Source organism: Microbulbifer maximicatervae (SeqCode) (assembly GCF_052467505.1).
The window spans coordinates 496,551-521,075 of the sequence record NZ_CP174313.1; the positions used below are offsets into that span (position 1 = coordinate 496,551).

Genomic DNA, 24,525 nt, shown 5'->3' on the forward strand with positions numbered 1-24,525 from the left:
AAAGGCAGCATCTTGCTGGGTAAGCTGAATTTAGGGCCCTGGCCGGCCAGTGACGACGGAGTATTTTGATGACCGACAAAAGCAGCGGAGAAGACAGCGGAAAATTGCTGTACTGCTCTTTCTGTGGCAAGAGCCAACAGGAAGTGCGGAAGTTAATCGCTGGGCCGTCAGTCTTTATCTGCGATGAATGTGTCGAGCTGTGTACCGACATTATTCGTGAAGAAGTACAAGAGACTGCGGAGGGGCCTGAAGGGCGCCTGCCGACACCCCGTGAGATTACTGAAATCCTCGATCAGTATGTGATTGGGCAGGAGAGAGCCAAGCGTGTGCTGGCTGTTGCCGTATACAATCACTACAAGCGTCTGCGCACCAAGTCTGGTGTTAAAAGTAAGGATGAAGTAGAGCTCAGTAAGTCTAATATTTTGCTGGTAGGCCCAACCGGTAGTGGTAAAACCCTTCTTGCCGAGACCCTGGCTCGCCTGCTCAATGTTCCTTTCACTATTGCCGATGCAACCACCCTGACCGAAGCTGGTTATGTGGGTGAGGATGTTGAGAATATCATCCAGAAGCTTTTGCAGAAGTGTGATTACGATGTAGAAAAAGCCCAGCAGGGTATCGTCTATATCGATGAGATCGACAAAATTTCGCGCAAGTCAGACAACCCTTCAATTACCCGTGATGTGTCCGGTGAAGGTGTGCAGCAAGCGCTACTGAAGTTGATTGAAGGCACTGTGGCGTCTGTGCCGCCGCAGGGTGGACGCAAGCATCCGCAGCAGGAATTCTTGCAGGTCGACACCTCCAATATCCTGTTTATTTGTGGCGGCGCTTTTGCGGGGCTGGATAAGGTTATCCGCGATCGCTCGGAGAAGGGTGGAATTGGTTTCAGTGCAGAGGTTAAATCGAAGGATGGCACCAGTAATTTTGGTGAGATCCTGCGCGACCTGGAGCCTGAAGACCTGGTTCGTTACGGGCTGATCCCGGAGTTTGTTGGACGCCTACCGGTGACCGCAACTTTGGAAGAATTGGACCGTGAGGCTCTGGTACAGATTCTCACCGAGCCACGCAATGCCTTGACTAAACAGTACGCAAAACTGTTTGAGATGGAAGATGTAGAACTGGATTTCCGCCCCGATGCGTTGGATGCAGTTGCCACTAAGGCAATGGAGCGGAAAACAGGCGCCCGTGGCTTGCGCTCTATCATGGAGTCCGTATTGTTGGAGACCATGTATGACATCCCATCCACAGATAATGTGGTGAAAGTTGTGATTGACGAGGCGGTCATCAAAGGCGAATCAGCCCCGCTGCTGGTTTATGAGAGTGAGTCCCAGCCGCAGAAGGCGGCGCCGGAAGAGTAGCTCAAATCCCACCTCAAAAAGCCCCAATATTGGGGCTTTTTTTATAGTTTTTTCTGATTACCCGGGTATCTAACTACCTGTCTGGGTATTCCTGGCTCGAATAGCACTCTTAGCTCGGCACAAATTGGTCGCGAGATTAGACTTGTATTTCGGGCCCTTCCCCCCCATTACTAGCATCTGAAGGGCGGTGGCCCAGGTTAAGCTGTCAATTCCAACAGCAGCATGATGCCGCGCCAAATACCCAGTGATAGGGCCGAGAGGAGTTCTATGGATCAGTCATCCGACACCACACTTGAATATCCGTTGTTGCCATTGCGCGATGTTGTTGTTTACCCCCATATGGTGATCCCGCTTTTTGTCGGCAGGGAAAAGTCCATAGAGGCCCTGGAAGAGGCCATGCGCAGGGATAAGCAGGTATTGCTTGTGGCGCAGCGAAAGGCATCTGAGGATGACCCAGGTGCAGACGATATCTATCGCGTGGGCACTATTGCCAGTGTCTTGCAGTTACTCAAACTCCCCGATGGCACTGTGAAGGTGCTGGTAGAAGGGGGGGAGCGCGTAAATATCCACGAAGTGATGGAGAGGGAGAACCATTTCGAGGCGACCGTTTCGCCGATGGAGACGCAGGAGTTGCCGGAAGGCGAAGCAGATGCCCTTGTGCGCTCTGTGATGTCTCAGTTTGAACAGTACGTTTCTGTAAGTAAGAAAGTCCCCAATGAGGTTATTACCTCCCTGTCGGGAATTGATGAACCTGGCCGCTTGGCAGATACCATTTCTGCACATATGTCCCTTGAGTTGGCTCAGAAGCAAGAGCTTCTAGAGACTCTCAGTGTTAAAGAGCGTTTGGAGCATTTGCTGGGCCTTATGGATGCTGAAATCGATCTGATTCAGGTGGAAAAACGCATTCGTGGGCGTGTGAAAAAGCAGATGGAGAAAAGCCAACGTGAGTACTATCTCAATGAGCAGATGAAGGCGATTCAAAAAGAATTGGGCGAGATCACCGAAGAGCCCAATGAAATTGAAGAGCTGGAAAACAAAATTGCCGAATCCGGCATGAGTGCGGAGGCAGAGAAGAAAACCCGCGCTGAGCTGGCTAAATTGAAAATGATGTCGCCTATGTCTGCGGAAGCTTCGGTTTTACGCAGTTATATCGACTGGATGTTGAGCCTGCCCTGGAAAAAAGCCAGCCGGGTGAGACACGATTTGGTTAAAGCCGAGGAAATTCTCGAGAAAGAACACTACGGCTTGGAAGAGGTTAAAGAGCGGATTCTGGAATACCTCGCGGTACAAAAGCGAGTGAAGAAAGTGAAAGGGCCGATCTTATGTTTGGTTGGTCCTCCCGGGGTGGGTAAAACCTCCCTCGGTCAATCTATTGCCCGAGCGACAAATCGTCAGTATGTGCGTATGGCCCTGGGCGGCGTTCGCGATGAAGCCGAGATTCGCGGGCATCGACGCACTTATATTGGCTCACTGCCGGGCAAGCTGATTCAGAAAATTTCGAAAGTTGGAGTGAAAAATCCCCTGTTCCTGCTCGACGAAGTCGACAAAATGGGGATGGATCAGCGGGGCGATCCCGCCTCAGCGCTTCTTGAGGTTTTGGATCCAGAGCAGAATAAAACCTTCAATGATCACTACTTAGAAGTGGATTACGACCTTTCCGATGTGATGTTTGTCTGCACCTCTAACTCAATGAATATTCCAGGCCCGTTGCTGGATCGTATGGAAGTTATTCGAATCCCCGGTTATACCGAGGACGAAAAACTGAATATTGCTCAGCGCTATCTTGTGCCGAAGCAGCGCAAGGCCAACGGCCTTAAAGATGATGAGCTGGATCTCTCCGATGACAGTATCCGAGATATTGTCCGCTACTACACCCGTGAAGCGGGTGTGCGTGGCCTGGACCGGGAGATTGCCAAGATCTGCCGCAAGGTAGTAACGGAGCACGTTCGCAACCCTTCAGAGAAGAAGGCTGTAATACAGCCAGAGCAACTTGAAGAGCTTCTCGGTGTTCGCAAGTTTGATTTTGGTCGTGCGGAGGAAGAGGACAAAATCGGAATTGTTACCGGTCTCGCCTGGACCGAGGTGGGTGGTGAGCTTCTTAACATTGAAGCTTCAGCTGTGCCGGGTAAAGGGCGCATGATCAAAACCGGCTCCCTCGGTGATGTTATGCAGGAGTCTATTCAGGCGGCCTTGACGGTTGTGCGTTCTCGCTCCCAGGCACTGGGAATAGGTCCGGACTTCCACGAGACCCGGGATATTCATATCCACGTGCCTGAAGGTGCCACCCCCAAAGATGGCCCTTCGGCGGGTATTGCCATGTGCACCGCTTTGGTGTCTGTGTTAACGGATATTCCCGTTCGCTCAGATGTGGCGATGACTGGAGAAATTACTCTGCGTGGAGAAGTTTTAAGAATTGGTGGTCTTAAAGAAAAGTTATTGGCAGCGCATCGGGGCGGTATAAAAACTGTACTGATTCCTGCTGATAACGAGCGAGATCTGAAGGATATTCCCGATAATATTCTTCAGGACTTGGTAGTTAGGCCCGTTAAGTGGATCGATCAGGTACTTGAGCTGGCGCTCGAACACAAGCCTGAATCCCTGTCTGATGAAGAGTATTCCGCCTTACAGAAAAAGGCAGAGGAGCGCTCGCAGCGAGGAATCCAAACTCACTGACTCTTGTAATGGGGTGACTTTTGTCGCCCCTTTACAACTTGCAAGGCCAAAACTTCGCCAATCAGGCTATCTACGCTGCTTGAAAAGTGTGCATCTGCCTGGAAACCCGCATGGTTCCTTGACCCGCTTCTGGGCAGTTGGTATAAAACGGGGCTTATTGCCCGGCGCGTAAATTGCCGAAGGCTAAAAAATTTAAAGTATGGGTGTCTTTTGTAGATCACCCGAAGCATATTTAAAAAGAACAGAGGGATTAAGCGTGAATAAGTCCGAACTGATTGAAGCAATTGCCGCATCTGCAGATATTCCAAAAGCAGCAGCTGGCCGTGCTTTGGACGCAATGGTTGATAGCATCACTGATGCCCTGAAAAAAGGTGATCAAGTTGCCCTCGTTGGCTTCGGTACCTTTGCTGTGAAAGAGCGTGCAGCTCGTACTGGTCGCAATCCTCGCACTGGCGATCCCATTGAAATCGCTGCGGCAAAAATTCCTAACTTCAAGGCCGGTAAAGCCCTGAAAGACGCTGTAAACTAAGTTTTCAGCAGGCTTTGAGACTTTGTAAAAGAGTCTGAATGTCAAAGAGGCGTGTCAGTTGGGATGCGCCTTTTTTGTATCTGATAGCAGTTAAAAACAATTAATTTTCGGAGCTGAGCATGCTTCAGTCCATGCGTGACAACCTGAAAGGGACAGCCGCGATTATTGTCGCAGCCTTTTTCGGTTTTATTATGGTCATTGGGGGAATTGATTTCTTCACCGGTGCCAGTGGAGGTGCTGCCGATGCGGTAGCCGAGGTTAATGGCGAAAAAATTACAAACTTGGATTTGCAACGCGCAATTCAAAATCGCCGGAATATGATCATTAGTCAGTACGGCGAAGATGTGCCCGCTGATTTAATCAGCGATGAGCAGTTGCGTGAGCCAGTTTTACGCCAGTTGGTTTCCAGTGCTGTGATGCGCCAAGCTGCTCAGGACAGCGGTATGGTGATGAGTTCTGCGGCGGTCGATAGAGCGATCGTGGGAATTCCGGCTTTTCAGGTGAACGGCAGTTTTGATCCGCAAATGTACCGCGATGCTTTGCGTCGAATGGGGTATAGCCCCGCAGGCTTCCGCCAGATTATGGAAAATGATATGGCGCTGGAGCAGTACGCAAACAGTGTGGTTGAAAGTGCTTTTACTACCCAGGCGGATGCAGAACAGATTGTTGCCGCCTCTATGGAAGAGCGTGATTTTGATTACGTGGTGATGCCAGTTGAAGGCCTGCTAGCAGAGACTCAGGTTTCGGATGCTGAGGTAGAACAGTATTACCAGGAGAATCAAGGGCAATACCAGCGTCCAGAGCAGGTGGCGGTTGAGTATATCGAGCTAACACCTGAAGTATTTGCCGGTAACATTGATATTTCTGAAAGCGATGTTCGCGCTCAGTACGAGCAAGAATTGAAAGGTTTCGCATCGGAACTTCGCCGCCGCGCTGCACATATTTTGCTTGAAGAAGCTGACGCAGAAAAAATTGCCGAGATTCAGAGCAAACTGGATGCCGGCGAAGATTTTGCCGAGTTGGCAAAGACTTACTCCCAAGACGTAGGCTCTGCGGAGGAAGGCGGTGAGTTGGGTTACACCACGGGTGATGTATTCCCAGAGGCATTCGAGCAGGCCTTAGCCGCGCTGGAAGTGGGCCAGGTTTCTGCCCCAGTGGCCACCGATAGTGGAACTCACTTTATCAAACTGCTGGAAGTAGAGCAGAGTGAGCCGCCAAGTTTCGAAGAGCAAAAAGTGGCGATCGAGAATAGGCTGCGTGCATCTGTTGCCGAGCGCGAGTTTGTTGATGCCTTGTCCCGTCTTGCCGATCTGGCATACAACGCGGACAACCTGGCTGAGCCCGCTGAAGAGTTGGGTGTTCCCCTGAAGACTGCCGATCTGTTTTCGCGCGAGAGCGCATCTGGCGTACTTTCTAACGGGCAGGTTATCGAGGCTGCCTTCTCTGTGGAAGTGAAGGAGGATGGTAATACTTCAGATGTGATCAACCTGAACAATGAGCACTCTGTCGTTTTGCGGGTCACCGACTCTAAGCCCGCGGGTACTTACCCTCTGGAAGAGGTTCGCCAGCAAATTGTTGACCGTTTGAAGCGTGATAAGGCCAGTGAGCAATTGGCTAAGCAAGCGGAAGAGCTAAAAGAGAAACTCGCTACTGGTACTAGTTTTGCGGAACTGGCGGAAGCGCAAGGTTTAACCCTGGAGACCAGTGATAAAACTCGTCGCGGTGGTTTTGCTCAGCGCGGTGAGATTAATGCCAAGGCATTTGCATTACCTGCACCATCTGCTGGCAAAGATGAAGTGACCAGCTTCGCTACAAATAATGGTGATCTGGTAGTTCTCGATCTGCGCAGTGTGCGCCCGGGCGAACTGTCCAAGCAGAGCAAAGAGCAGCGTCAGGCACTGATGCAGCAATTGGCCTCTGTAAATGGTGGGGCCGAGTTAGCAGCTATTCAACGCTACTTGTCCGATCAGGCAAAAATCGATCTGGCCTCTTCTGCCGAGTAACGGTTGTTATTGAGTCATAAAAAAACCCGGCAATTGCCGGGTTTTTTTATGACTAACTCCCTGTAGGGTAGTGGGCGCTTTAAGTGTTGCTGGCACTATCCACAAATAAGGTTAAGCGCTGTCCGGGTTGTAAATACTTGGACTTGTTTATCTTATTCCAGCGGAGAATATCATCGATTTCGATACTGAATTTATTGGCTATCCGATATAGAGAGTCGCCGCTGCGTACCCGGTAAGAAACCTTGCGGGTAGTGCGGTTGTTCTCTGATACTGCGGGGGAGCCGTTGTAAGCTACCAGGGTGCGTCCAGGGCGCAGGGTGTCTCCCGGTGCCATGCTGTTCCAGCTGGCCAGTTGCTTTACGGTCACATTCAGCTTGCGTGAAATCCCCCAAAGGCTGTCGCCAGGGCGTACAGTGTAATTAACTTTCTGGCCCTTGCCGGAAGACTGCTTGCGTTTAACTCGCTGATCGAGTGCGTAGGCATACTGTCCCGCGGGGCCCGATGCGCTGGGGATTAACAGTGTTTTACCGGCGCGAATATTATTACTGCGCAGTTTGTTTGTCTCGCGTATCGCTCCGACGGTGGTCTGGTAGCGGCGAGCGATAGTGGAAAGGGTGTCGCCTCGGGCAATGGTGTAGCGCTGCCAGCTTACCCTCTCTTCCTTGGGAAGTTGTGCCAGGGCGCTCTCAAACTTTTCCTGGGTCTTTATTGGAATCAGTAGTTGGTGGTTTCCGTTGGGGTCGGTTGCCCAGCGATTATAGCCTGGGTTCAGTAGGTAGAGCTCTTCAATCTCAATTTCTGCAAGTTCCGCAGCCTGGGCCAGATCGATCTGACTGCCTACATCGACACGGGCGTAGTAGGGCTCATTGGAGACATCATGCAGTGGGATTTTGTAATGGTCCGGGCGGGATATAACCTCCGCCAGAGCCAGCAGCTGGGGCACATAGCGCTTGGTTTCCCGCGGCAGTTTGAGATCCCAATAACTGGTGCCAAGCCCGTTGCGACGATTGCGCTCTACGGCTCTGCGAACCGTTCCCTCACCGGCGTTGTAAGCAGCGAGTGCCAGCTCCCAGTCCCCATCAAAGCGATCGTGTAGGTAGTTGAAGTACTTTGCCGCAGCCTGGGTGGATTCATGGACATCGCGGCGTCCGTCATACCACCAGTTTTGCTCGAGCCCGAAAGAGCGCCCGGTGGCCGGGATAAACTGCCACATACCGGAAGCCCGGGCGTGGGAGTAGGCGAAGGGGTCGTATGCACTCTCGACAATGGGGAGCAGCGCTAATTCAAGTGGGAGATTTGCCTGTTCCAGCTGTTCTGCAACATGGAAAATATAGCGACGAGAGCGCTCGGTTACCCGAGCCATATAGCCCTCGTTGCGGGCGAAGTAAGCAATATATTCCTTAACCTTGGGGTCGCTGGTGTGGTGATCCAGGGCGAATCCCTGACGAAGTCTTGCCCAGATGTCTACGGGGGGAGGGACCGCTTCAGAGGGTTCGTGCTTTTTAACAGCTCGGTCACTCGCGACAGAGGTTTCCTCTGCAGGGATATTTTCAGTTTCGGGCGCAGAGGCCTGTTCCGGTAATTGCGAGCAGGCCCCTACCGTAGCGGCTAGTAATGCTACGGCAAAATTCTTGTGAACCATGTGTGATATCCGCGAGTCTTTCTTGTAATTCATCCTGACGCATTTCAGAACAATTATTGGTAAAGCGCCAGGCATTTGGTCAATTACTTTTGATTCTAATTAGGCAAATTAGTTTCGGTCAATATTGACGGTTAAAAAGTATGCAAATTGCTAGTTTATCACCCAGCCTGAGAGGAGTTTAGGTGAAGTTGGGCGTTTAGAAGTTGTCCTTCCAGCCGCGCAAGCTCGCAAAAATATCTACGTTATCGCTTCCGTCATTTAACTCCGGTCTCGAATTGATAGCTGTCTGCCTAACTTCCGGATACTGACAGCGAAGAAATGGGTTGGTGTCTAGCTCAAGGGCGATAGTTGAAGGCAAAGTTGGCTTGTTTTCTACTCTCAAGGCTTTGCACTGAGCAACCCTTGCCTCAATGGCTTGATTGTTAGGCTCTACCGCTTGGGCAAACTTCAGGTTGGCGAGTGTGTACTCGTGTGCAGGATAGACAAAAGTTGCGGCGGGTAATTTACTGAGCTTCTGCAGAGAATGGTACATCTGCTCTGGAGTGCCTTCGAACAACCTGCCGCAGCCAGCGGAAAAAAGAGTGTCACCACAAAAAAGGTGCAATTGTTCACCGCCTGCTGCTGTGGTTTCATTCAAAACCAAAGCTAAGTGGTCTAGAGTGTGCCCCGGAACAGCGTGTACCTGGAAGGGCATGCCAAGGATCTGTAAGGAATCTCCACCGGCAATGGGGTGAGTGACACCAGGTATTTGCTCGGGGCCATAGACAGGGCACTGGTACTGGCGACAAAGCGTTTCGATGCCGCCGGTATGGTCATAGTGGTGATGAGTAATGAGAATGCCGCTGAGCCTGGTCCCTTGTAGGGCCTTTTCTACTGGCAGCGCATCACCAGGGTCGACTACCCAGTGCTGACCATCTTTTTGCAGGTGCCAGATATAGTTGTCATTAAAGGCGGGGATTGGCGTGATGGATAGCATAATCGGATCGTCTTATCGCTGAATAGCAGAACAATATCATGGAAGGCGTGAGACGGTGTGAATTGTTACCTGAGGACTGGTTTACTTAGATAAGGCCCTGGAAACATCGCCCGAGTGTAGAATTGAATAGCTGTTAGATTGATCAATGGAGATATGATGACCGGAAAGAGCAGGCCTGGTAATGATGAGGAGCAATCCCCTCTTGGCAAGGTCTGCCCAGCGCTATCCCATTGGTTTTCCAGTTCGCTGGGAGAGGAGATTCTCTCGCAACAGCTGGCGTTGGCCCAACCTTTAGTGGAGGGCTTTTTCGGTTATCACTTTCTACAGGCCAGCGTGACCCAATCCGTTGATTTTGGCACTTTCAGTCGTATCAATCATCGTTTTCGATTGGGGGCGACCTCTGAGCAGGGCGGGGCTGCGGTAGTAGAGTTCGAGCAACTGCCCCTCCCCGCCGATTCAATCGATGTAGTACTGCTGCATCACCTTTTGGACTTCTCCAGTCATCCCCACCAAGTATTGAGAGAGGCGGCCAGGGTTTTGATACCCGGTGGTCATATGCTGCTAATCGGGTTTAACCCGTTTTCCTTGCTCGGCTTGTCCCGTCTGCTATTTTCCAGGGGGGCTTACCAGCGCGGAAATCAACTGCGGGCTGCTCGAATTGCCGACTGGATGAATCTGTTGGACTTGCAGGCTGAGAGGGTAGATCGCGGCTTCTTCCGCTTGCCATTACAGCAAAAGGAATTGCTTTCCAAGACGGCTTGGATGGAGCGCCTTGGCTCCCGCTTGCACTTGCCATGGGGGGGCTTTTACATCATAGTCGCCCGCAAAGAAGTGGCACGTGTTCGCACTATTAAAATCAATTGGCGGGCCGAGAGAAAGCCCGCTTTGGTTGCCACCCCGTCGAGCCCTCGCGTTGCAGCACGCGGGAAGCATCAAAAGCGCTGATTTCGCTGAAAATCGGCCCCATATCTAATTTTGGCGTAAGTTTTGAAACAAATTACTATCTATACAGATGGCGCTTGTCGCGGTAATCCTGGCCCCGGCGGTTGGGGTGCCCTGTTGGTGTACGGTGAGCGGGAGAAAGAGTTGTTTGGTGGGGAGGCGCATACCACCAATAATCGTATGGAACTGTTAGCTGCAATCAAAGCTTTGGAGGCTCTTAAACAGCCGTGCAAAGTTGATTTACATACTGACTCACAGTACCTGCGCCAGGGAATTACCGGCTGGATTAACAACTGGAAAAAGAATGGTTGGAAAACGGCGAGTAAGAAGCCTGTCAAAAATGCAGACCTATGGCGGCAGTTGGATGAGAGCGTCTCCCAGCATGATGTAGAGTGGCACTGGGTTAAAGGTCATGCCGGCCACCCGGGCAATGAGCGGGCCGATCAGTTGGCAAATCGTGGCGTCGATGAACTGGAGTCCTGAGGGGAATATTGCATATGCGTCAAGTGGTTCTCGATACAGAGACAACAGGTCTCGATCCCAAAAGCGGCCATCGTATTATTGAAATTGGTTGCGTAGAGCTGGTTAACCGGAAGTTGACTGGCCGTCACTATCACCAGTACATCAATCCTCAGCGACAAGTGGAAGATGGGGCTATTGAGGTCCATGGAATCACTAATGAATTCCTGGCAGACAAACCCGTATTCGCTCAGATCGCCGATGAATTTATGACCTTCTGTGAAGGTGCAGAGCTGGTTATTCACAACGCGCCCTTCGATGTCGGTTTTATTGATGCTGAGCTGAGGCTGCTGGGTAATCCGCGCTGGCGCAATGTTAATGCGCATTGTGGGGTTTTGGATACCCTGACAATGGCCCGGGAAAAGCACCCCGGGCAGAAAAACAATCTGGACGCTCTTTGTAAGCGCTACTTTGTCGATAACTCCCAGCGGGATTTGCACGGCGCATTGCTGGATGCGGAGATTCTTGCCGACGTTTACCTGATGATGACCGGTGGCCAAACCGATTTGGTGTTGGCACAGGGTGATTCCTCGGAAGGGGAGGAAGGTAAGAAGGCGGAAAATGATGCGGCGGGTGAAGCCATTCGTCGCCTATCGGCAGATCGCGCGCCCTTGCTAGTAGCGCGTGCTACGCCACAGGAAGCTGAAGCGCATCAATCGATGCTAGGTTTGCTGGAGAAATCAGCGGGCAAACACTTCTGGTAGCACATCAATGAAGAGGTGTTCTCTTTAACCTTGATGTTTATTGCGCTTTTCTTTTTCTGAGTGGGTGGGAATTATCAATCTCCACCCATCCAGATAGTCTCTTATACAAGCTCTCTTTAGATCGCGTAGACCACGCAAATCAAAGCAACAATACTCAGTACGATGGTGTAGGGCAGAGCCATGATCACCATGCGGCCATAAGATAGGCGTATGAGAGGTGCCAGGGCCGATGTCAGCAGGAACAAAAATGCAGCTTGTCCATTGGGAGTGGCAACGCTGGGTAGGTTGGTTCCGGTATTGATGGCAATGGCCAGCTTGTCAAAATGTTCACGGGTAATGTCACCTGCGGTGAGGGCAGCTTTAACTTCGTTAATGTAAACCGTTGCCACGAAAACATTGTCGCTGATCATCGATAAAATACCGTTTGCCATGAATAGCAATCCTGGCTGCTGTTCGGGCTTTTGTGCGAGAACGAAGTTAGTTACAGGCTCGAATAGGTGCTGCTGGTGAATCACTGCAACAATTGCAAAGAAAACCACGAGCAGTGCAGTAAATGGCAGTGCCTCTTCAAACGCGTGGCCGATTCTAGCTTCTTGAACAACGCCGTTAAACGAGGTCAGAAGTACAATAATCATCAGGCCAATGATACCGACTTCGGCAACATGAAACGCCAGGGCAAAAACCAGAACCACAGCGACAATGCCCTGAATCCACAGCTCGGCAACCTGCGCCGAGGTGCGCTTCTTTTCTTCCTCTTTGGAAAAATTAACCAGTATCTCACGTACTGCGCTAGGGAGCTGGGCTCCATAGCCAAACATTTTAATTTTCTCCAAAAAGAAACAAGTAGCTAGGCCGGCAAAGAATGTTGGAATGGTTACTGGGGCCATCTGCAGGAAAAACTGTACAAATTCCCACCCGGCTTTCTCAGCGATCAGCAGGTTTTGCGGTTCTCCAACCAAGGTGCAAACACCACCGAGAGCAGTGCCTACGGCGCCATGCATGATCAGGCTGCGAAGGTAGGCTCGAAACTGATCCAAGTCTTCGCGGTGATACTCCACGACATGCTCATCGTTGGAGTGGTCGTGGTCGTTGTGGTGGTGTGGCTGCTGGGAGGCGACCCGGTGATAGACTGAGTAAAAGCCTACGGCAACCGCAATCAGAACAGCAGTTACGGTCAAGGCATCTAAGAACGCTGACAGTACTGCAGATACAGCACAGAAAAGTAGTGACAGCAGAGATTTCGAATTCACATTAATCAAAATTTTAGTGAATACAAATAGAAGCAGGCTCTTCATGAAGTAAATGCCGGCCACCATAAACATTAGCAGCAGAATAACTTCGATATTCTCAACTACCTCGTGGTAGACGGCATCGGTGCTTGTCATACCCATCAATACGGCTTCAATTGCGAGCAGTCCGCCGGGTTGAAGTGGGTAACACTTCAGGGCCATCGCCAGGGTAAAAATGAATTCACCAATAAGGACCCAGCCTGTTACAAAAGGCCCCGATACATACAGTATTAATGGGTTGAGAAGCAAAAAGGCGGCTATGGTCAATTTGTACCAATCAGGCGCTTCGCCGAGAAAATTTTCGGCAAAGGCGCGACCAAATCCGCCGCCGGATGCCGCAATGGTGTTGTTGTAAGTGTTCATCATTTACTTCCTTGGTTAACCCATTGTTGTGGGTCAAAATGGAATCTTTGGGAATCGGCGGTGTATGCGAAATAGATACCTGAGCTCAATTATCGCTGCGTGCTTCCCCGGGTTTATTGTGCACAGATTGATTGGTTTTTGTTCTTTAACACAAAAAAACGTACAGCTTTAAACTTGAAAGTAGCAAACGCTACTGGGTTTTCTGGAAAATTCAAGTAATTTAGGGGCTTCAGCCCCGCCGCTAGGTTATTTGTCGATTATTCGGTGGAAATTGTTTGGCGAAAGGTGGACTCTTTTATTTATTGGGGTAAATTGCCCTTAATGAGGCCAGAATCATTCTGATCTGGTTGTTTTTTGTTCGATTATAGGAAGAATGCAGCGGTGCAGCCAAAGACTGAATTGCGCAAGATCAATATCACTTCTGTCAATGTAGTGAAGGATGAGCTGGTAGCTACCATCGATAATGCCGCCTCACACTTGGATAAATTTGCCGCGGATACTTCCCAAAAGCAGGCTCTCGAACAGAGTTTAGCTGCACTCAGGCAGGTTAGTGGAGTATTGCAGATGGTGCAGCTCCAGGCAGCTGAGCTCCTTGCCCAAGAGAAAATCAAAGCGCTTACAGAGGTATTAGAGGAGAGACAGAGCGCCTCAGAAGAACTGATGGAAGCGCTGGGTACAGGTTTTTACGTAATGGGACGCTACTTGGAATTTGTTCAAAGTCGTGCCATTGCCCGTCCAGAATTGCTGATCCCCTATATCAATAATTTGCGCGCGGCCCGGTCCCAGCCCCCTGTGCCGGAAAGTCATTTTTTCCGTTGTAACTTGGAGGGAGCTGTGCCTGGTGCAGGGGCTTCTGCGGTTATGTCGGAAGACTTGAATAGTTTTGTTCGCCGATTCCGTCATATGTACCAGGTTGGTTTGTTGGCTCTGTTGCGAGGTAAACCTCGGGGCCCAGCGTACACGATGATGTCTCGTGCCCTTGAGAGAATCGCAAGCATCACCATGGGGCGCCCAAACGGGCGTTTATGGGTGGTAGCAGGGGCGGCACTTGCGGGCATGGCCTCCCAAGAAATGCGCATCAGTCGATCCCGGGTGATGGTTTTCAGTATGTTTGATCGCTGGCTGCGAGCATTACAAAAAGAGTGCGACACAGCTTTAGATCAGCCTGCGCCACCGATTTTACTGAAAGAGTGCCTCTATTGGCTGACTCTTTCCAAGCCCGAGGGCTTTGGTGGCAAGTTGCTGGAGGCTTTCTCCGCAGAGCCTCTTGATTACAGTGAAGAGGAATTAGAGCGGGAGCGAGCCACCCTTGGAGGCCCCGGCGCCACGGCAATTACCGCAGTTGCTAACGCCTTAGAGGAGGAGTTGTCCGGTGTGCGCCGAATGTTGGATGACGCTGAGTTAATTGGTACTACTTCCTTGGATGCAGAAGATGGCCTCGCTTCTTCTCTACAGAGAGTGGCCGGTACCTTGCAGATGCTCAATTTTAAGCGGGTTGGAGAGAGTCTGCGCAGCGCGGTTGCGGAATACCAGAGTGCCTCCGGCGCGGGCGGTTTCATAGCGGACAGCGCACTGCAGAAACTGACAGGCCAGGTGTTGATGGTTGATAGCACGGTAAGAGCGCTCAAGCAGAGTACTTCTATTGATCTGGATGAATACGGTCATGCGGATATTGCCTTTGAGCACAGCCAGCTGGCGGAAGCGGAAGTGGCTGTACTTAAAGAGGCTGAAGCAGGTTTGGCGTTGATTAAGAGAGCGCTGGCGGCCTATGCAGAGTCCGACTTTGATCATGGCCATATTCGCAATGTTTCCACTACTTTGAACTCAGTGCGCGGAGGCTTGATCGTTCTCAACTTAAGTAGAGCGGCGGCCGTAGTTGAAGGTTTGCTGAACTTTGTTGAAACTGTTATCGACCGTCATGATGCCGGTCCTGAAGTAGAGCAATCTTTACATATTTTTGCCGATGCGATTATCAGCCTTGAGTACTACCTGGGAGAGGTAAAGCTGCATAGGCAAGCAGATATTCAATCCCTCAGTCTCGCTATCGAAAGCTTGACTGCTCTGGGTTATCCCGTTGAGGCCGCATAATTAAGGAGGTCTCCTTGGTAGATAAGTTTGTCCCAGCAGGTAATGTGTGGGCAGTCCCGGAATTTTCCCAGCATATCCTGATTGCTGATGGGCTGATTCTCTGCCGAGGAGATTTTTTCCTCCACGACGCCCAGGTATTGGTAGCAGAGGCTGTTCAATCCAGCCACTATTTGGGAGAGCTAAGTGGGCGGGCGTGTGGTGTCCACGTTTTGTCTCGCCAGGTTGAAATTGCCGGCTATGAATGGCGAAACCTGCGCAGCCTGCTGACTTTGGTTGAGGAGCCGATGTTTGCATTGGCTGGGCGGGCGCTACAGATTTCCCATTGGGATAGCCAACATCGATTTTGCGGTCGTTGTGGCACTCCCACCATCTATCACTCTAATGATCGCGCTCGCACCTGCCCGGCTTGTGATCTTACTGTCTACCCCAGAATCTCCCCCTGTGTAATTATGCTTGTTACACGGGGAGATGAGTGTCTCTTAGCTCGTCATGCCTCGCGTCGAAATGCAACTTATACGGCCCTCGCTGGGTTTATAGAGCCCGGTGAGAGTGCAGAACAAGCGCTGGTGCGTGAAGTCTATGAGGAAGTGGGGCTCAAAGTGGGTGCCCTGGAGTATGTGGGGAGCCAATCCTGGCCTTTTCCCGGGCAGTTGATGATCGGGTATTTGGCGGAGTGGCAAGGTGGGGGATTGTGCTTGGATCCCAATGAGATAGAAGAGGCAAACTGGTTCCACTACAGTTCATTGCCAGCTATACCGCCCATACAAACCCTGTCCGGCCGCTTGATCCACACTTTTGTCGAAAAGGCTGCAGCGAAGAACCGCCTGTAAGGTTGGTTTAAAGATGTTGCGCAGTATCAGGGAGTAGAAATCATAATGTATATAGCAATTACCTTTATTATTGCCATCCTGGCGTTGTTGTTTGTTTTTTGGGGGGCGCGAGTCCTGCTATCGGGAAATTGGTTCCTGGGGTTTATACGTGGATCCGCCGGTCTTTTTCTTTTTGCAACTGCTCTTTGGATTGTCCTGATTGCTGCAGATGTTTACAGCTATAGAAACCTGGCTGAAGAGCACAGTGTTGGCATTGTTTCGTTTCGTAAAATTGCCGAGCAGCAATTTGAGGTCAAGTTTTCTGATGCGGATGGTATAGCGCAAAAGTTTGAATTGCTTGGGGATCAGTGGCAGTTGGATGCCCGAATGCTCAAGTGGCAGGGTCAATTAGCCCGCTGGGGAATTAAGCCCGCTTATCGTCTGGACAGGTTGAGTGGTCGCTATCTCACGCTGCAGGATGAGCGAGCTCGCGAGCGTTCTGTCCACGAAATAGAGGGGGCGAACTATGGCGTGGATGTCTGGCAGTTTGTACGCGGTGTTGATCGCAAGTTGCCCTTTGTTGATGCGGTATATGGCAGTGCCACATTTCTACCTATGGAGGACGGTGCGGTTTACGAGGTGCGTATTAGCCACAGCGGTTTGTTGGCTCGCCCCCTTAATCAGCGAGCAACTTCCGCCTTGGAAGGTTGGCAGTAAAATACTGAAGCTAAATAAAAATTAGTTAAGACGGAAAATGGAGTCTAAGTGGAATTTTTAATTGAATACGGCCTTTTTCTAGCCAAAATTGTTACGGTTGTCGTGGCCTTAATGGTGTTAATAGGTTTTATTTTTGCAAATCGAGAGCAGCTGAAAGAGCGAGTTCAGGGACATATCACAGTTACACATTTGAATGATCGCTATGAGCAGTTTAAAGAAACACTGCTTGAAGCTGTGATGGATAAGCACGAATTTGCCCGTCGTAAAAAGCAAATGGCGAAAGAAAAGAAGACTCAGGAAAAAGCCCTGGCTAAAAAACATAAAGCTGAGAGCAAAGAGCAGCCTGAAAAAAGTGCTGCTACTTCTTCCGACGTTGCTAAAGAGGAAGGAGAGCATGAGTCCAAGGGTATAAAAGGGGAGTTGGTCTCCGAGCGTAAGCGTGTCTTTGTTATGCAATTTAATGGGGATATCAAAGCGAGTGCGCTTTCCCATTTGCGTGAAGAGGTGACGGCCATTCTTCAAGTGGCAGAGTCCGGAGATGAAGTTCTCCTTTGTCTTGAAAGCCCTGGGGGCATGGTGGCGAACTATGGTTTGGCCGCCAGCCAGTTAACCAGGATTCGCAGTGCAGGTATCCATTTGACTATTGCTGTCGATAAAGTGGCTGCCAGTGGGGGCTATATGATGGCCTGTGTTGCAGACCGTATCCTGGCAGCACCCTTTGCGATGTTGGGTTCTATTGGTGTTTTAGCTCAGATGCCGAATTTTAACCGCTTGCTGAAGCGCAATGATATCGATTACGAACTGTTTACTGCGGGCCAGTACAAGCGCACTGTGACCATGTTTGGTGAAAATACTGAGGAAGGTAAACAGAAGTTCCAAGAAGATTTAGATGAGATCCATATTCTGTTTCAACACTTTGTCGGGGAGTACCGTCAAAAACTCGACGTCGACAAAGTTGCCACGGGCGAGGTTTGGTTCGGGCAAAAAGCCCTATCCTTGGGACTGGTCGATGAGCTGAAAACGTCAGATGAGTACTTGACCAGTTGTGCTAAGGACTGCGACTTATATCAGGTGGAATTCAAAGAACGGAAAAATATAGCTAAGAAAATAGGGTTGGCGGCAGAAGCAGGTGTGGAATCGGCGGTCACTCGTCTCTTTTCACGGCTGGCAGCTCTGCGTCATCAGGCGCAATAGTTGTAACGTTACAGGTTGATAGTGCTGCGGGATATACCCCATGGAAATAGATAGGGATGAAAAATTTCGGGCAATTCAGGTTGCCGAAGTAGCTTCGGGAAAATTTGACCAGTCTGTTGTTGAGCGTCAGCTTTCTGAGCTTCCCGATAACCCCTTGCTGTTGGCCGTAAGTTATTCATCCTTGAATTTCAAAGATTCTTTATCTGCGTTTGGCAATCGTGGGATTACTAATGCCTACCCCCATACCCCGGGTATTGATGCGGTGGGCAAAGTGCTGTTCGATCGGAGCAAGACGTTTCAACCGGGTGCCGAATTATTGGTCAATGGCTACGATTTGGGCATGAATACTTCTGGTGGACTTGCAGAGCGTATTGCCGTTCCTCCGCAATGGGCCTTACCAGTCCCCGAGGGCCTAATAGCTTGGGAGTCTATGGCACTGGGTACGGCGGGTTTTACCGCCGCGCTTTGTGTGGAAAAGCTCCTGGAGTCCGGCGCATCTCCTGAGGATGGAGAGATTCTGGTAACAGGTTCAACCGGGGGCGTCGGCTCTGTTGCCGTCGCCTTGCTGGCGAAGCTAGGCTTTCGTGTCGCAGCAGTGACGGGAAAGTTGGAGTCTGCTGATTATTTGGCGAGATTGGGCGCATGGAAGGTTCTCGACCGGGATACGCTGGCCCCTTTTGCCAATAAAGCGATGGCCAAGCCATTGTGGGCTTGGGCTGTAGATACTGTGGGCGGGGAAACGCTTTTTAATGTCATTAAATCCCTGCGCTACGGCGGCGGAGTGGCTGCTTGTGGTATGGCTTCAGGTGCTCAATTTCACGCCAATGTATTTCCATTTATCTTGCGCGGTATTAGTTTGTTGGGTGTGGATAGCGCTGTTTTGCCAATAGAAAAGAAGGCAGAAGTATGGAAGCGGTTGGCCAGTGAGTGGTATATCGGCGATAAGCTCGACAGTATTGCAGAGAATATTAGCCTTGATCAGGCTCCAGAGTTTCTTGCGCGCTTAAATAGAGGGCATGGAATAGGTCGTTACATTGTAGATATGGCTCTCTAATAGATCTATCGATTTAGAATAATAAGTACACTTAAAAGATTCTATTTATCTTACCAAATATCCCCGGCAACTCTGAATCTGAGTTGTATATGGGCTTTTTTCTCAATAGCCTTTAAGCGGACTCTGTTGTTTGCGGGCTTGTTGTATTGGAAGAAAACTTTGTCGACAAGTAACAGTGAAAGTAACAAACCTGGCCAGCGTAACGCTCTGGTTCTCTCTGGGGGAGGTGCGCGTGCTGCCTATCAAGCGGGCGTTTTAAGGGCGCTTGCGGAACTGGTTCCAGAAGATAATCCTCGGCCCTTTCAAATAATCTGCGGCACCTCTGCAGGAGCTATGAACGCGATGCTTCTCGCCTCTCAAACAGGTACCTTTAAAGAAGCTGTCGACAGAATGTGCTCTGTTTGGTTGCAGCTTAGTGTTGAGCAGGTTTATCGCACCAGTTGGCGTAGTTTACTTGGGAACCTGTTTTCTATCAGTCGTTCGCTCTTGAACCAAGGTGTGGGTAGACAAAAACCTTTGGCACTCCTGGATAACAGCCCGCTGCGCAGCTTGGTTGAGCGCGAGATTAACTTTGACAATATTCAAAAAAATATTTCGGCTGGGCATTTGCATGCCACAAGTGTTAATGCGCTTTCTTATAGTGAAGGGCAGTCCGTCAGCTTTTTTCAGGGAGCGGAGAATGTTAAAGGATGGCAGCGGTTTCGTCGCTTTGGAGTGCCCACTCAATTAACCTCGGACCACCTATTGGCGTCAGCAGCAATTCCTGCCATTTTTCCGGCGGTCAAGTTGGATGGAGTTTATTTTTGTGATGGTGCCATTCGTCTGATGGCTCCGATTAGTCCAGCGCTGCATCTCGGTGCCAAGCGTGTCTTCGTGGTGGGTGTGTCGGACAACCGTTCTCCAGCCCATTGGGGGAGTCGCAACAGCCCTGCGCAGATGGAGTCCCCTTCGATGGCGCAAATAGCTGCTCAGTTATTCAATGCCGCATTTATCGATAGCTTGGAGGCAGACTTGGAGCATCTGGATCGAGTAAATATGTTACTTGACTATGTGGATCCAACAGATCATTCGGATTTGAAATTGTTGCGTTCGGTAGAGTCGGTTGTTATTGAGCCCTCGCAGAGTTTAGGGCGTCTTAGTGGCAGAAAGCTTGGTCACCTTCCCTCGGCGCTACGCTGGTTATTCCGCTCTACGGGTGCGACCAATCCCGGTGGCGGTGTTTCTGCAGCCAGTTATCTATTATTTGAAAGGCCATATATCGAAGAACTTATCGATCTCGGCTATCAGGATGCCATGTGGGAAAAAGATAAGTTGCGTAGTTTTCTGCAGCCGGAGCCAGAAGGTATAACTGAGCGCAAGGGGCTATTTGGGATTCGCAGTAAATCTCAAGAAGAGGCTTCTCACGGTAATTCTGAACACTGACTTTAGTTTCTGCGCCCCTCATTGGCGTGACTACCGCCTTTCATCTCAGTGAATATTTTTGCATCAAGTTTCTAAAGGGCGTTAAACGCCCTTAAATCCAATATTGTTCCGCCAAGACGGCGGAAGCCTTTAGCATTTATTTTCGCGCTTTCTTATGATTTTCTCGGGCTGTGTGTGGTCTCACTCACCTGAACAAGTAGCTTCTATATTTAATAGTGATGTCAATGCTGTCGGGTATTATCCAAGATGTTTTCTGTGTTTTTACTCGTGACTCTTTTTTCATTTAGTACAGGTAATCAGGATTTCGCCCAGATGATCGGTAGGGTTGATCAGGTTGAATATTTGGGGGGAGGCTTGGTTGTTTCTGGGTGGGCGTGTCAGAAAGGAGTATTCAAGTCAGTTTCTGTTGGTCTTTATCTAGGTGGAGACAGTAGAAGCGGGTTTCCATTAAAAGTTTCCAGAGCTGATCAGAAGTCGTCAAAGGGAATTGCCAATATATGTGATACCCAGGGCGTTCCCCATGGATTCAAGTTTTATTTGAATTATGAGGAAATGAAAAAGTTTGTAAGAAAGAAGATCTATGTACATGGGTTCTCATCAAATCAAGGCAGATTCAGAGCAATTTCAAATTCTGGTAGATATCGGGTTGGGATTCCCTATATGAAATATACCGATATTACCTTGTTGCGAAGAACTTTTGATTTGCAACCACTGGCTACGTTTGATGATCAGCATTTAAATTTAATTCCAATGCCCGGTGATGGCTATGCTCTGGAAGCTCAGTATATTCCTTATGAAAAGGGTTCGGAGAGAATTAGTACATCAACCCAATTAGCCAAATCTGCTTCATCGGCAACTCTCGCTTACGATGTGAAGTTTCATCGGAACTTCGAATTTGTTAAGGGCGGTAAGCTACACGGCCTTGCTGGTGGGGGACAGGCTTCAGGATGCGTACCTATTGATCCGAAGAGTTGGAGTGTGCGGGTTAAGTTTGGTGCGGAGGGTAGGGTCGGGCTCTATACCTATCATCAGGATAGAGTCGCTCGGTGTGGAGATGGGTATCAAGGGAATGACAGCTTTAGATTTGAGCGGGATACCTGGTATCGGATTGAGTTGTTTGTGCAATTAAATAGCAGTGCAAATAATGCTGACGGATATATCGAGCTATTTATAAATGGCAAAAAAATTGTAGAGGAACAAGGGTTGCGGCTGACGGGTAGTGATAGGGTAGCTATTGATAAATTTCAGTTCAGTACTTTTCATGGCGGTAGTTCAGCTTTGTGGTCACCCTCCAAAAAAGTCTATGCCTACTTTGACAATATTTCAGTGAAGCAAGGGAGAAAGATATATGGCCTTAAGGGGGCTGTATGCGAAAACGAGAAAGCTGGAATATACAATGGGTCGGGAGCTTGCTGTTCCAGCTCGTGTGGGGCCTGTGGCGGCCCCGGATGCGGCCAATTAAATGGCGGAAGCTCAGCCTGCTGTACATCGGAAATTATTAATTCAGCGCCATTGTGCTCCTATCCTGGGCAGGTCGCCCCATGCACTATGTAAGGCTTGAGGGTTTCTGAGTAACTTGGAGGCTTTATAAATTAAATTTTCCATTTAAATCGCTGAATTAATTGCAAGAAACTTCCCTGTATTTCGCATTGTATTTTCAGCTGAGAACCGCTCACCGGATGTTCAAGCTTGAGCTCAGATGCATGCAAAAGCAGTCGAGAGCACTCGAGCCTGCTGGCAAAGAAACGATTATGGGTTGACTTTCCATATTTCGGGCAGCCAATTAGTGGGTGGTGGATATGCTTGAAATGTCGTCTTATTTGATGGCGCCGCCCTGTTTTCAATTGGATTTCTACTAGGGAGTACCGGCTGGTCGGGTAGCGGTCAACCTCATAAGGTAACTCAATAGTCTCCAAGCGTCGGTACAGTGTAACAGCCTGCTGACGTGGCAGATCCGTTTTAGGTCGCTTCCTCTGGTGTTTAAAGTCGGCAACGGGGGGGAGGGCATAGTCAATGACACCTTCTTCCGGGCTATACCCTCTACATACAGCAATATATTTTTTTGATGATAAATCACTTTCCAGCTGCTGCTGTACCTGCGCAGCAATCTCGCTGCTTTTCGCAAAAATAATAACACCGGAGGTAGGCTTATCCAGTCGATGTACTGGATAAAGAAAGCTACCACATAGGTCCCTCAAATATTGCAAAAGTACACGCTTTTCATGGCGGTCTATTTCTGATCTGTGAACAAGCCACCCCTCTGGTTTATAAGCGGCAAGTAAGTAGTCGTCTTCAAAGAGAATGGTAGGTTCTTGAGTGGTCATTTTGGGGGCGTGGCGACTGGACTGTAATTTCGGTAACACGATTTTATGGTATAGCGAGCCCTCAAGCTATGCTGAAAAGTAAAAGTTGGTTAGTGAATTCAGGGTAGAATTTTTATCGATAGGCAAAAAACAGGCTTGACATGGTACCAAATGAGAATAAACTGCACCTAAATTCCATTGCTGATCTAGTTTCAAGGTTGGCATTCTAATTGGCAGTATTTTTGAAGTGGATCGCACCACTAAGGAGCCGTGAAATGCGAAATGTAGATATTAAGAGTTTATTTGTTTAATCGCTTTTCACGCACTTGAGCTTGGAAAGTGATATTGCTTTCCAAGCCAGACCTTCCAAAAGCCCTGGCAAATGCCGGGGCTTTTTTGTTTCAGCTTGGATTGCCGTTTCAGTTAAGTGGATTAATCCAGGGATAAAATATGCCTGTAAAAACAGTGTTAAATCGAAATGCACCGCCTGGCACGGTACCGGTAAAAATCTATACCGATGATATTGAGCCCCAGGCAATGCAACAGTTAAAGAATATTGCCCAGCTTCCTATTGTGCACTCCCATGTTGCTGCTATGCCGGATGTGCATTTGGGAAAGGGGGCAACGGTAGGATCGGTGATTCCAACGGTAAGTGCGATAATTCCTGCTGCCGTTGGGGTGGATATTGGTTGTGGAATGAATGCGGTGCGAACTTCGCTACATGCCCATCAGCTGCCAGACAATCTGAAAGCACTGCGGGACGCCATTGAGGTGAAAGTGCCGGTTGGTCAGGGACGACATAAACTGATCAGCGCCAGGGAATCTGCCTGCAAACTTTTAGCTCCCGGTGTGGATAGATTGTTTTCAAAGCATCCAGGGCTACTGAAGAAGCTGCATCAACCACAAAAAACCTGGGTGACCCAAATGGGTACATTAGGGGGGGGCAATCACTTTATCGAAATTTGTATTGATGAGAGTGGTGCTGTCTGGGTGATGTTGCATTCAGGGAGTCGAGGGATTGGCAATGCTATTGGTCAGCATTTTATCCAGTTGGCCCGACGGGATATGGCTGGGCATATGCACAATCTTCCGGATAAGGATCTGGCCTATTTCTCAGAAGGCTGCCAGAATTTTGACGATTATATTGAGGCGGTTAATTGGGCGCAGGAATATGCGCGCTGGAACAGGCAGGAAATGATGAAGCTTGTGCTTGGATGCCTGAAGGTAAGCTTGCCAAAGTTTACTTTGACCACAGAGGCAATTAACTGCCACCACAATTATGTTGTTCGCGAGCGCCATTTTGATAGAGATGTATTCGTGACTCGCAAAGGGGCTATTAGTGCTCAGAGAGATCAGTTGGGAATTATTCCCGGCTCTATGGGGGCTAAGTCATTTATCGTGCGTGGGCTTGGTAATAAGGAATCTTTTTGTTCCTGTGCACACGGAGCTGGTCGAAAAATGAGTCGTACAGCGGCTCGCCAGCGTTTTACCAGAAAGGACTTGGAAGATCAGACCCGAAGTGTGCAATGCCGTAAAGATAAGGGTGTTCTGGATGAGATTCCTGCTGCTTATAAGGATATTGACCAGGTGATGGAGAACCAGTCCGATCTTGTGGAAGTGGTGCACACGTTGCGCCAGGTAATTTGTATCAAGGGGTAAATATGGAGGTATCAATACAAGTTTTGAGTGAGAAGATATTTGGAAGAGTGGATCTACTAAAAGTAAAAGGTGAAGTTTTATGAAAAAGAAAGAAAAAATTCGTAGTTACGTTGCGCGTAATCCGCTAATGAGAAAGGGCGGTGCCCACGTAAAGGCAAAATCTTCGGGGCGTTTCGCTAGTAAGCAGAAACTACGTAAAGAGGTGCGGGAGTGCGACTCCCGCCCCCAGGCTTTTGCTGCTATTTTTTCGTTGATATCGCCTCTTTAGCTAGCCGTGTTTTCTG

20 protein-coding genes are annotated in these 24,525 nt (G+C 49.5%); 16 read left to right on the forward strand and 4 right to left on the reverse strand.

Annotated features, from left to right (window positions below; all coding sequences use genetic code 11):
• Positions 1-68: 68 nt before the first annotated feature.
• The 4 genes from clpX (at position 69) to ACJJIN_RS02280 (ending at position 6,560) form a co-directional block, all read left to right on the forward strand.
• Complete coding sequence (clpX, locus tag ACJJIN_RS02265) at positions 69-1,355, forward strand: ATP-dependent Clp protease ATP-binding subunit ClpX (RefSeq protein ID WP_282933429.1); 1,287 nt, start codon at positions 69-71, stop codon at positions 1,353-1,355.
• Between the two features lie 267 nt (positions 1,356-1,622).
• Complete coding sequence (gene lon / locus ACJJIN_RS02270; RefSeq protein ID WP_413665176.1) at positions 1,623-4,028, forward strand: endopeptidase La; 2,406 nt, start codon at positions 1,623-1,625, stop codon at positions 4,026-4,028.
• Between the two features lie 199 nt (positions 4,029-4,227).
• Positions 4,228-4,557 (forward strand): non-specific DNA-binding protein Hbs, encoded by a 330-nt coding sequence (hbs, locus tag ACJJIN_RS02275; RefSeq protein WP_444896708.1) that lies wholly within the window; start codon positions 4,228-4,230, stop codon positions 4,555-4,557.
• 119 nt (positions 4,558-4,676) lie between these two features.
• On the forward strand, positions 4,677-6,560 hold the full coding sequence (locus ACJJIN_RS02280; RefSeq protein ID WP_444896709.1) for a SurA N-terminal domain-containing protein: 1,884 nt from the start codon (positions 4,677-4,679) through the stop codon (positions 6,558-6,560).
• A 79-nt stretch (positions 6,561-6,639) separates the two neighbouring features.
• Here ACJJIN_RS02280 and ACJJIN_RS02285 read toward each other — a convergent pair whose 3' ends face one another.
• Positions 6,640-8,202, reverse strand: coding sequence for a LysM peptidoglycan-binding domain-containing protein (locus ACJJIN_RS02285; protein WP_444896710.1), 1,563 nt, complete (start codon positions 8,200-8,202; stop codon positions 6,640-6,642).
• A gap of 196 nt (positions 8,203-8,398) precedes the next feature.
• On the reverse strand, positions 8,399-9,178 hold the full coding sequence (gene gloB / locus ACJJIN_RS02290; RefSeq protein ID WP_444896711.1) for a hydroxyacylglutathione hydrolase: 780 nt from the start codon (positions 9,176-9,178) through the stop codon (positions 8,399-8,401).
• Between the two features lie 153 nt (positions 9,179-9,331).
• Between gloB and ACJJIN_RS02295 the strand changes: the two genes are divergently transcribed.
• From ACJJIN_RS02295 to dnaQ, 3 genes are read left to right on the forward strand one after another with little or no spacing between them, the layout of a single operon-like run.
• Positions 9,332-10,123 carry a class I SAM-dependent methyltransferase gene (locus tag ACJJIN_RS02295; RefSeq protein ID WP_444896712.1) on the forward strand — a complete coding sequence of 264 codons (792 nt, stop codon included), beginning with the start codon at positions 9,332-9,334 and terminating at the stop codon, positions 10,121-10,123.
• A gap of 42 nt (positions 10,124-10,165) precedes the next feature.
• Entirely contained in the window at positions 10,166-10,603 is a 438-nt protein-coding gene (gene rnhA, locus ACJJIN_RS02300) for a ribonuclease HI (protein WP_413665181.1), read from the forward strand.
• Positions 10,604-10,617: 14 nt separating this feature from the next.
• Positions 10,618-11,343, forward strand: a complete 726-nt coding sequence (gene dnaQ, locus ACJJIN_RS02305) for a DNA polymerase III subunit epsilon (RefSeq protein WP_444894319.1) — start codon at positions 10,618-10,620, stop codon at positions 11,341-11,343.
• Between the two features lie 116 nt (positions 11,344-11,459).
• Here the strand turns inward: dnaQ and nhaB are convergent, their stop codons facing one another.
• On the reverse strand, positions 11,460-12,995 hold the full coding sequence (gene nhaB / locus ACJJIN_RS02310) for a sodium/proton antiporter NhaB (RefSeq protein ID WP_444898221.1): 1,536 nt from the start codon (positions 12,993-12,995) through the stop codon (positions 11,460-11,462).
• A 381-nt stretch (positions 12,996-13,376) separates the two neighbouring features.
• On the opposite strand from nhaB, the gene ACJJIN_RS02315 reads away from it, so the two are divergent.
• The 7 genes from ACJJIN_RS02315 (at position 13,377) to ACJJIN_RS02345 (ending at position 21,833) form a co-directional block, all read left to right on the forward strand.
• Positions 13,377-15,083: a FimL-related protein gene (locus ACJJIN_RS02315; protein WP_444896713.1), complete on the forward strand. Its 1,707-nt coding sequence runs from the start codon at positions 13,377-13,379 to the stop codon at positions 15,081-15,083.
• Between the two features lie 14 nt (positions 15,084-15,097).
• The gene (gene nudC, locus ACJJIN_RS02320; RefSeq protein WP_444896714.1) at positions 15,098-15,913 is read left to right on the forward strand and encodes an NAD(+) diphosphatase; all 816 of its coding nucleotides are present in this window, start codon (positions 15,098-15,100) and stop codon (positions 15,911-15,913) included.
• Between the two features lie 45 nt (positions 15,914-15,958).
• Positions 15,959-16,609 carry a cation/multidrug efflux pump gene (locus ACJJIN_RS02325; protein ID WP_444896715.1) on the forward strand — a complete coding sequence of 217 codons (651 nt, stop codon included), beginning with the start codon at positions 15,959-15,961 and terminating at the stop codon, positions 16,607-16,609.
• Between the two features lie 48 nt (positions 16,610-16,657).
• Complete coding sequence (gene sohB, locus ACJJIN_RS02330; RefSeq protein WP_444896716.1) at positions 16,658-17,803, forward strand: protease SohB; 1,146 nt, start codon at positions 16,658-16,660, stop codon at positions 17,801-17,803.
• Positions 17,804-17,843: 40 nt separating this feature from the next.
• A complete protein-coding gene (locus tag ACJJIN_RS02335) occupies positions 17,844-18,857 on the forward strand; it encodes a YhdH/YhfP family quinone oxidoreductase (RefSeq protein WP_444896717.1) in 1,014 nt (337 codons plus the stop codon).
• Between the two features lie 159 nt (positions 18,858-19,016).
• Positions 19,017-20,279 (forward strand): patatin-like phospholipase family protein, encoded by a 1,263-nt coding sequence (locus ACJJIN_RS02340; protein ID WP_444896718.1) that lies wholly within the window; start codon positions 19,017-19,019, stop codon positions 20,277-20,279.
• 660 nt (positions 20,280-20,939) lie between these two features.
• A complete protein-coding gene (locus tag ACJJIN_RS02345) occupies positions 20,940-21,833 on the forward strand; it encodes a polysaccharide lyase (protein WP_444896719.1) in 894 nt (297 codons plus the stop codon).
• A 38-nt stretch (positions 21,834-21,871) separates the two neighbouring features.
• Here the strand turns inward: ACJJIN_RS02345 and ACJJIN_RS02350 are convergent, their stop codons facing one another.
• Positions 21,872-22,603, reverse strand: coding sequence for a pseudouridine synthase (locus ACJJIN_RS02350; RefSeq protein ID WP_444896720.1), 732 nt, complete (start codon positions 22,601-22,603; stop codon positions 21,872-21,874).
• Positions 22,604-23,032: 429 nt separating this feature from the next.
• On the opposite strand from ACJJIN_RS02350, the gene ACJJIN_RS02355 reads away from it, so the two are divergent.
• Positions 23,033-24,241 carry an RtcB family protein gene (locus ACJJIN_RS02355; protein ID WP_444896721.1) on the forward strand — a complete coding sequence of 403 codons (1,209 nt, stop codon included), beginning with the start codon at positions 23,033-23,035 and terminating at the stop codon, positions 24,239-24,241.
• A 79-nt stretch (positions 24,242-24,320) separates the two neighbouring features.
• A complete protein-coding gene (locus ACJJIN_RS02360) occupies positions 24,321-24,509 on the forward strand; it encodes a hypothetical protein (RefSeq protein ID WP_413665191.1) in 189 nt (62 codons plus the stop codon).
• Positions 24,510-24,525 lie beyond the last annotated feature (16 nt).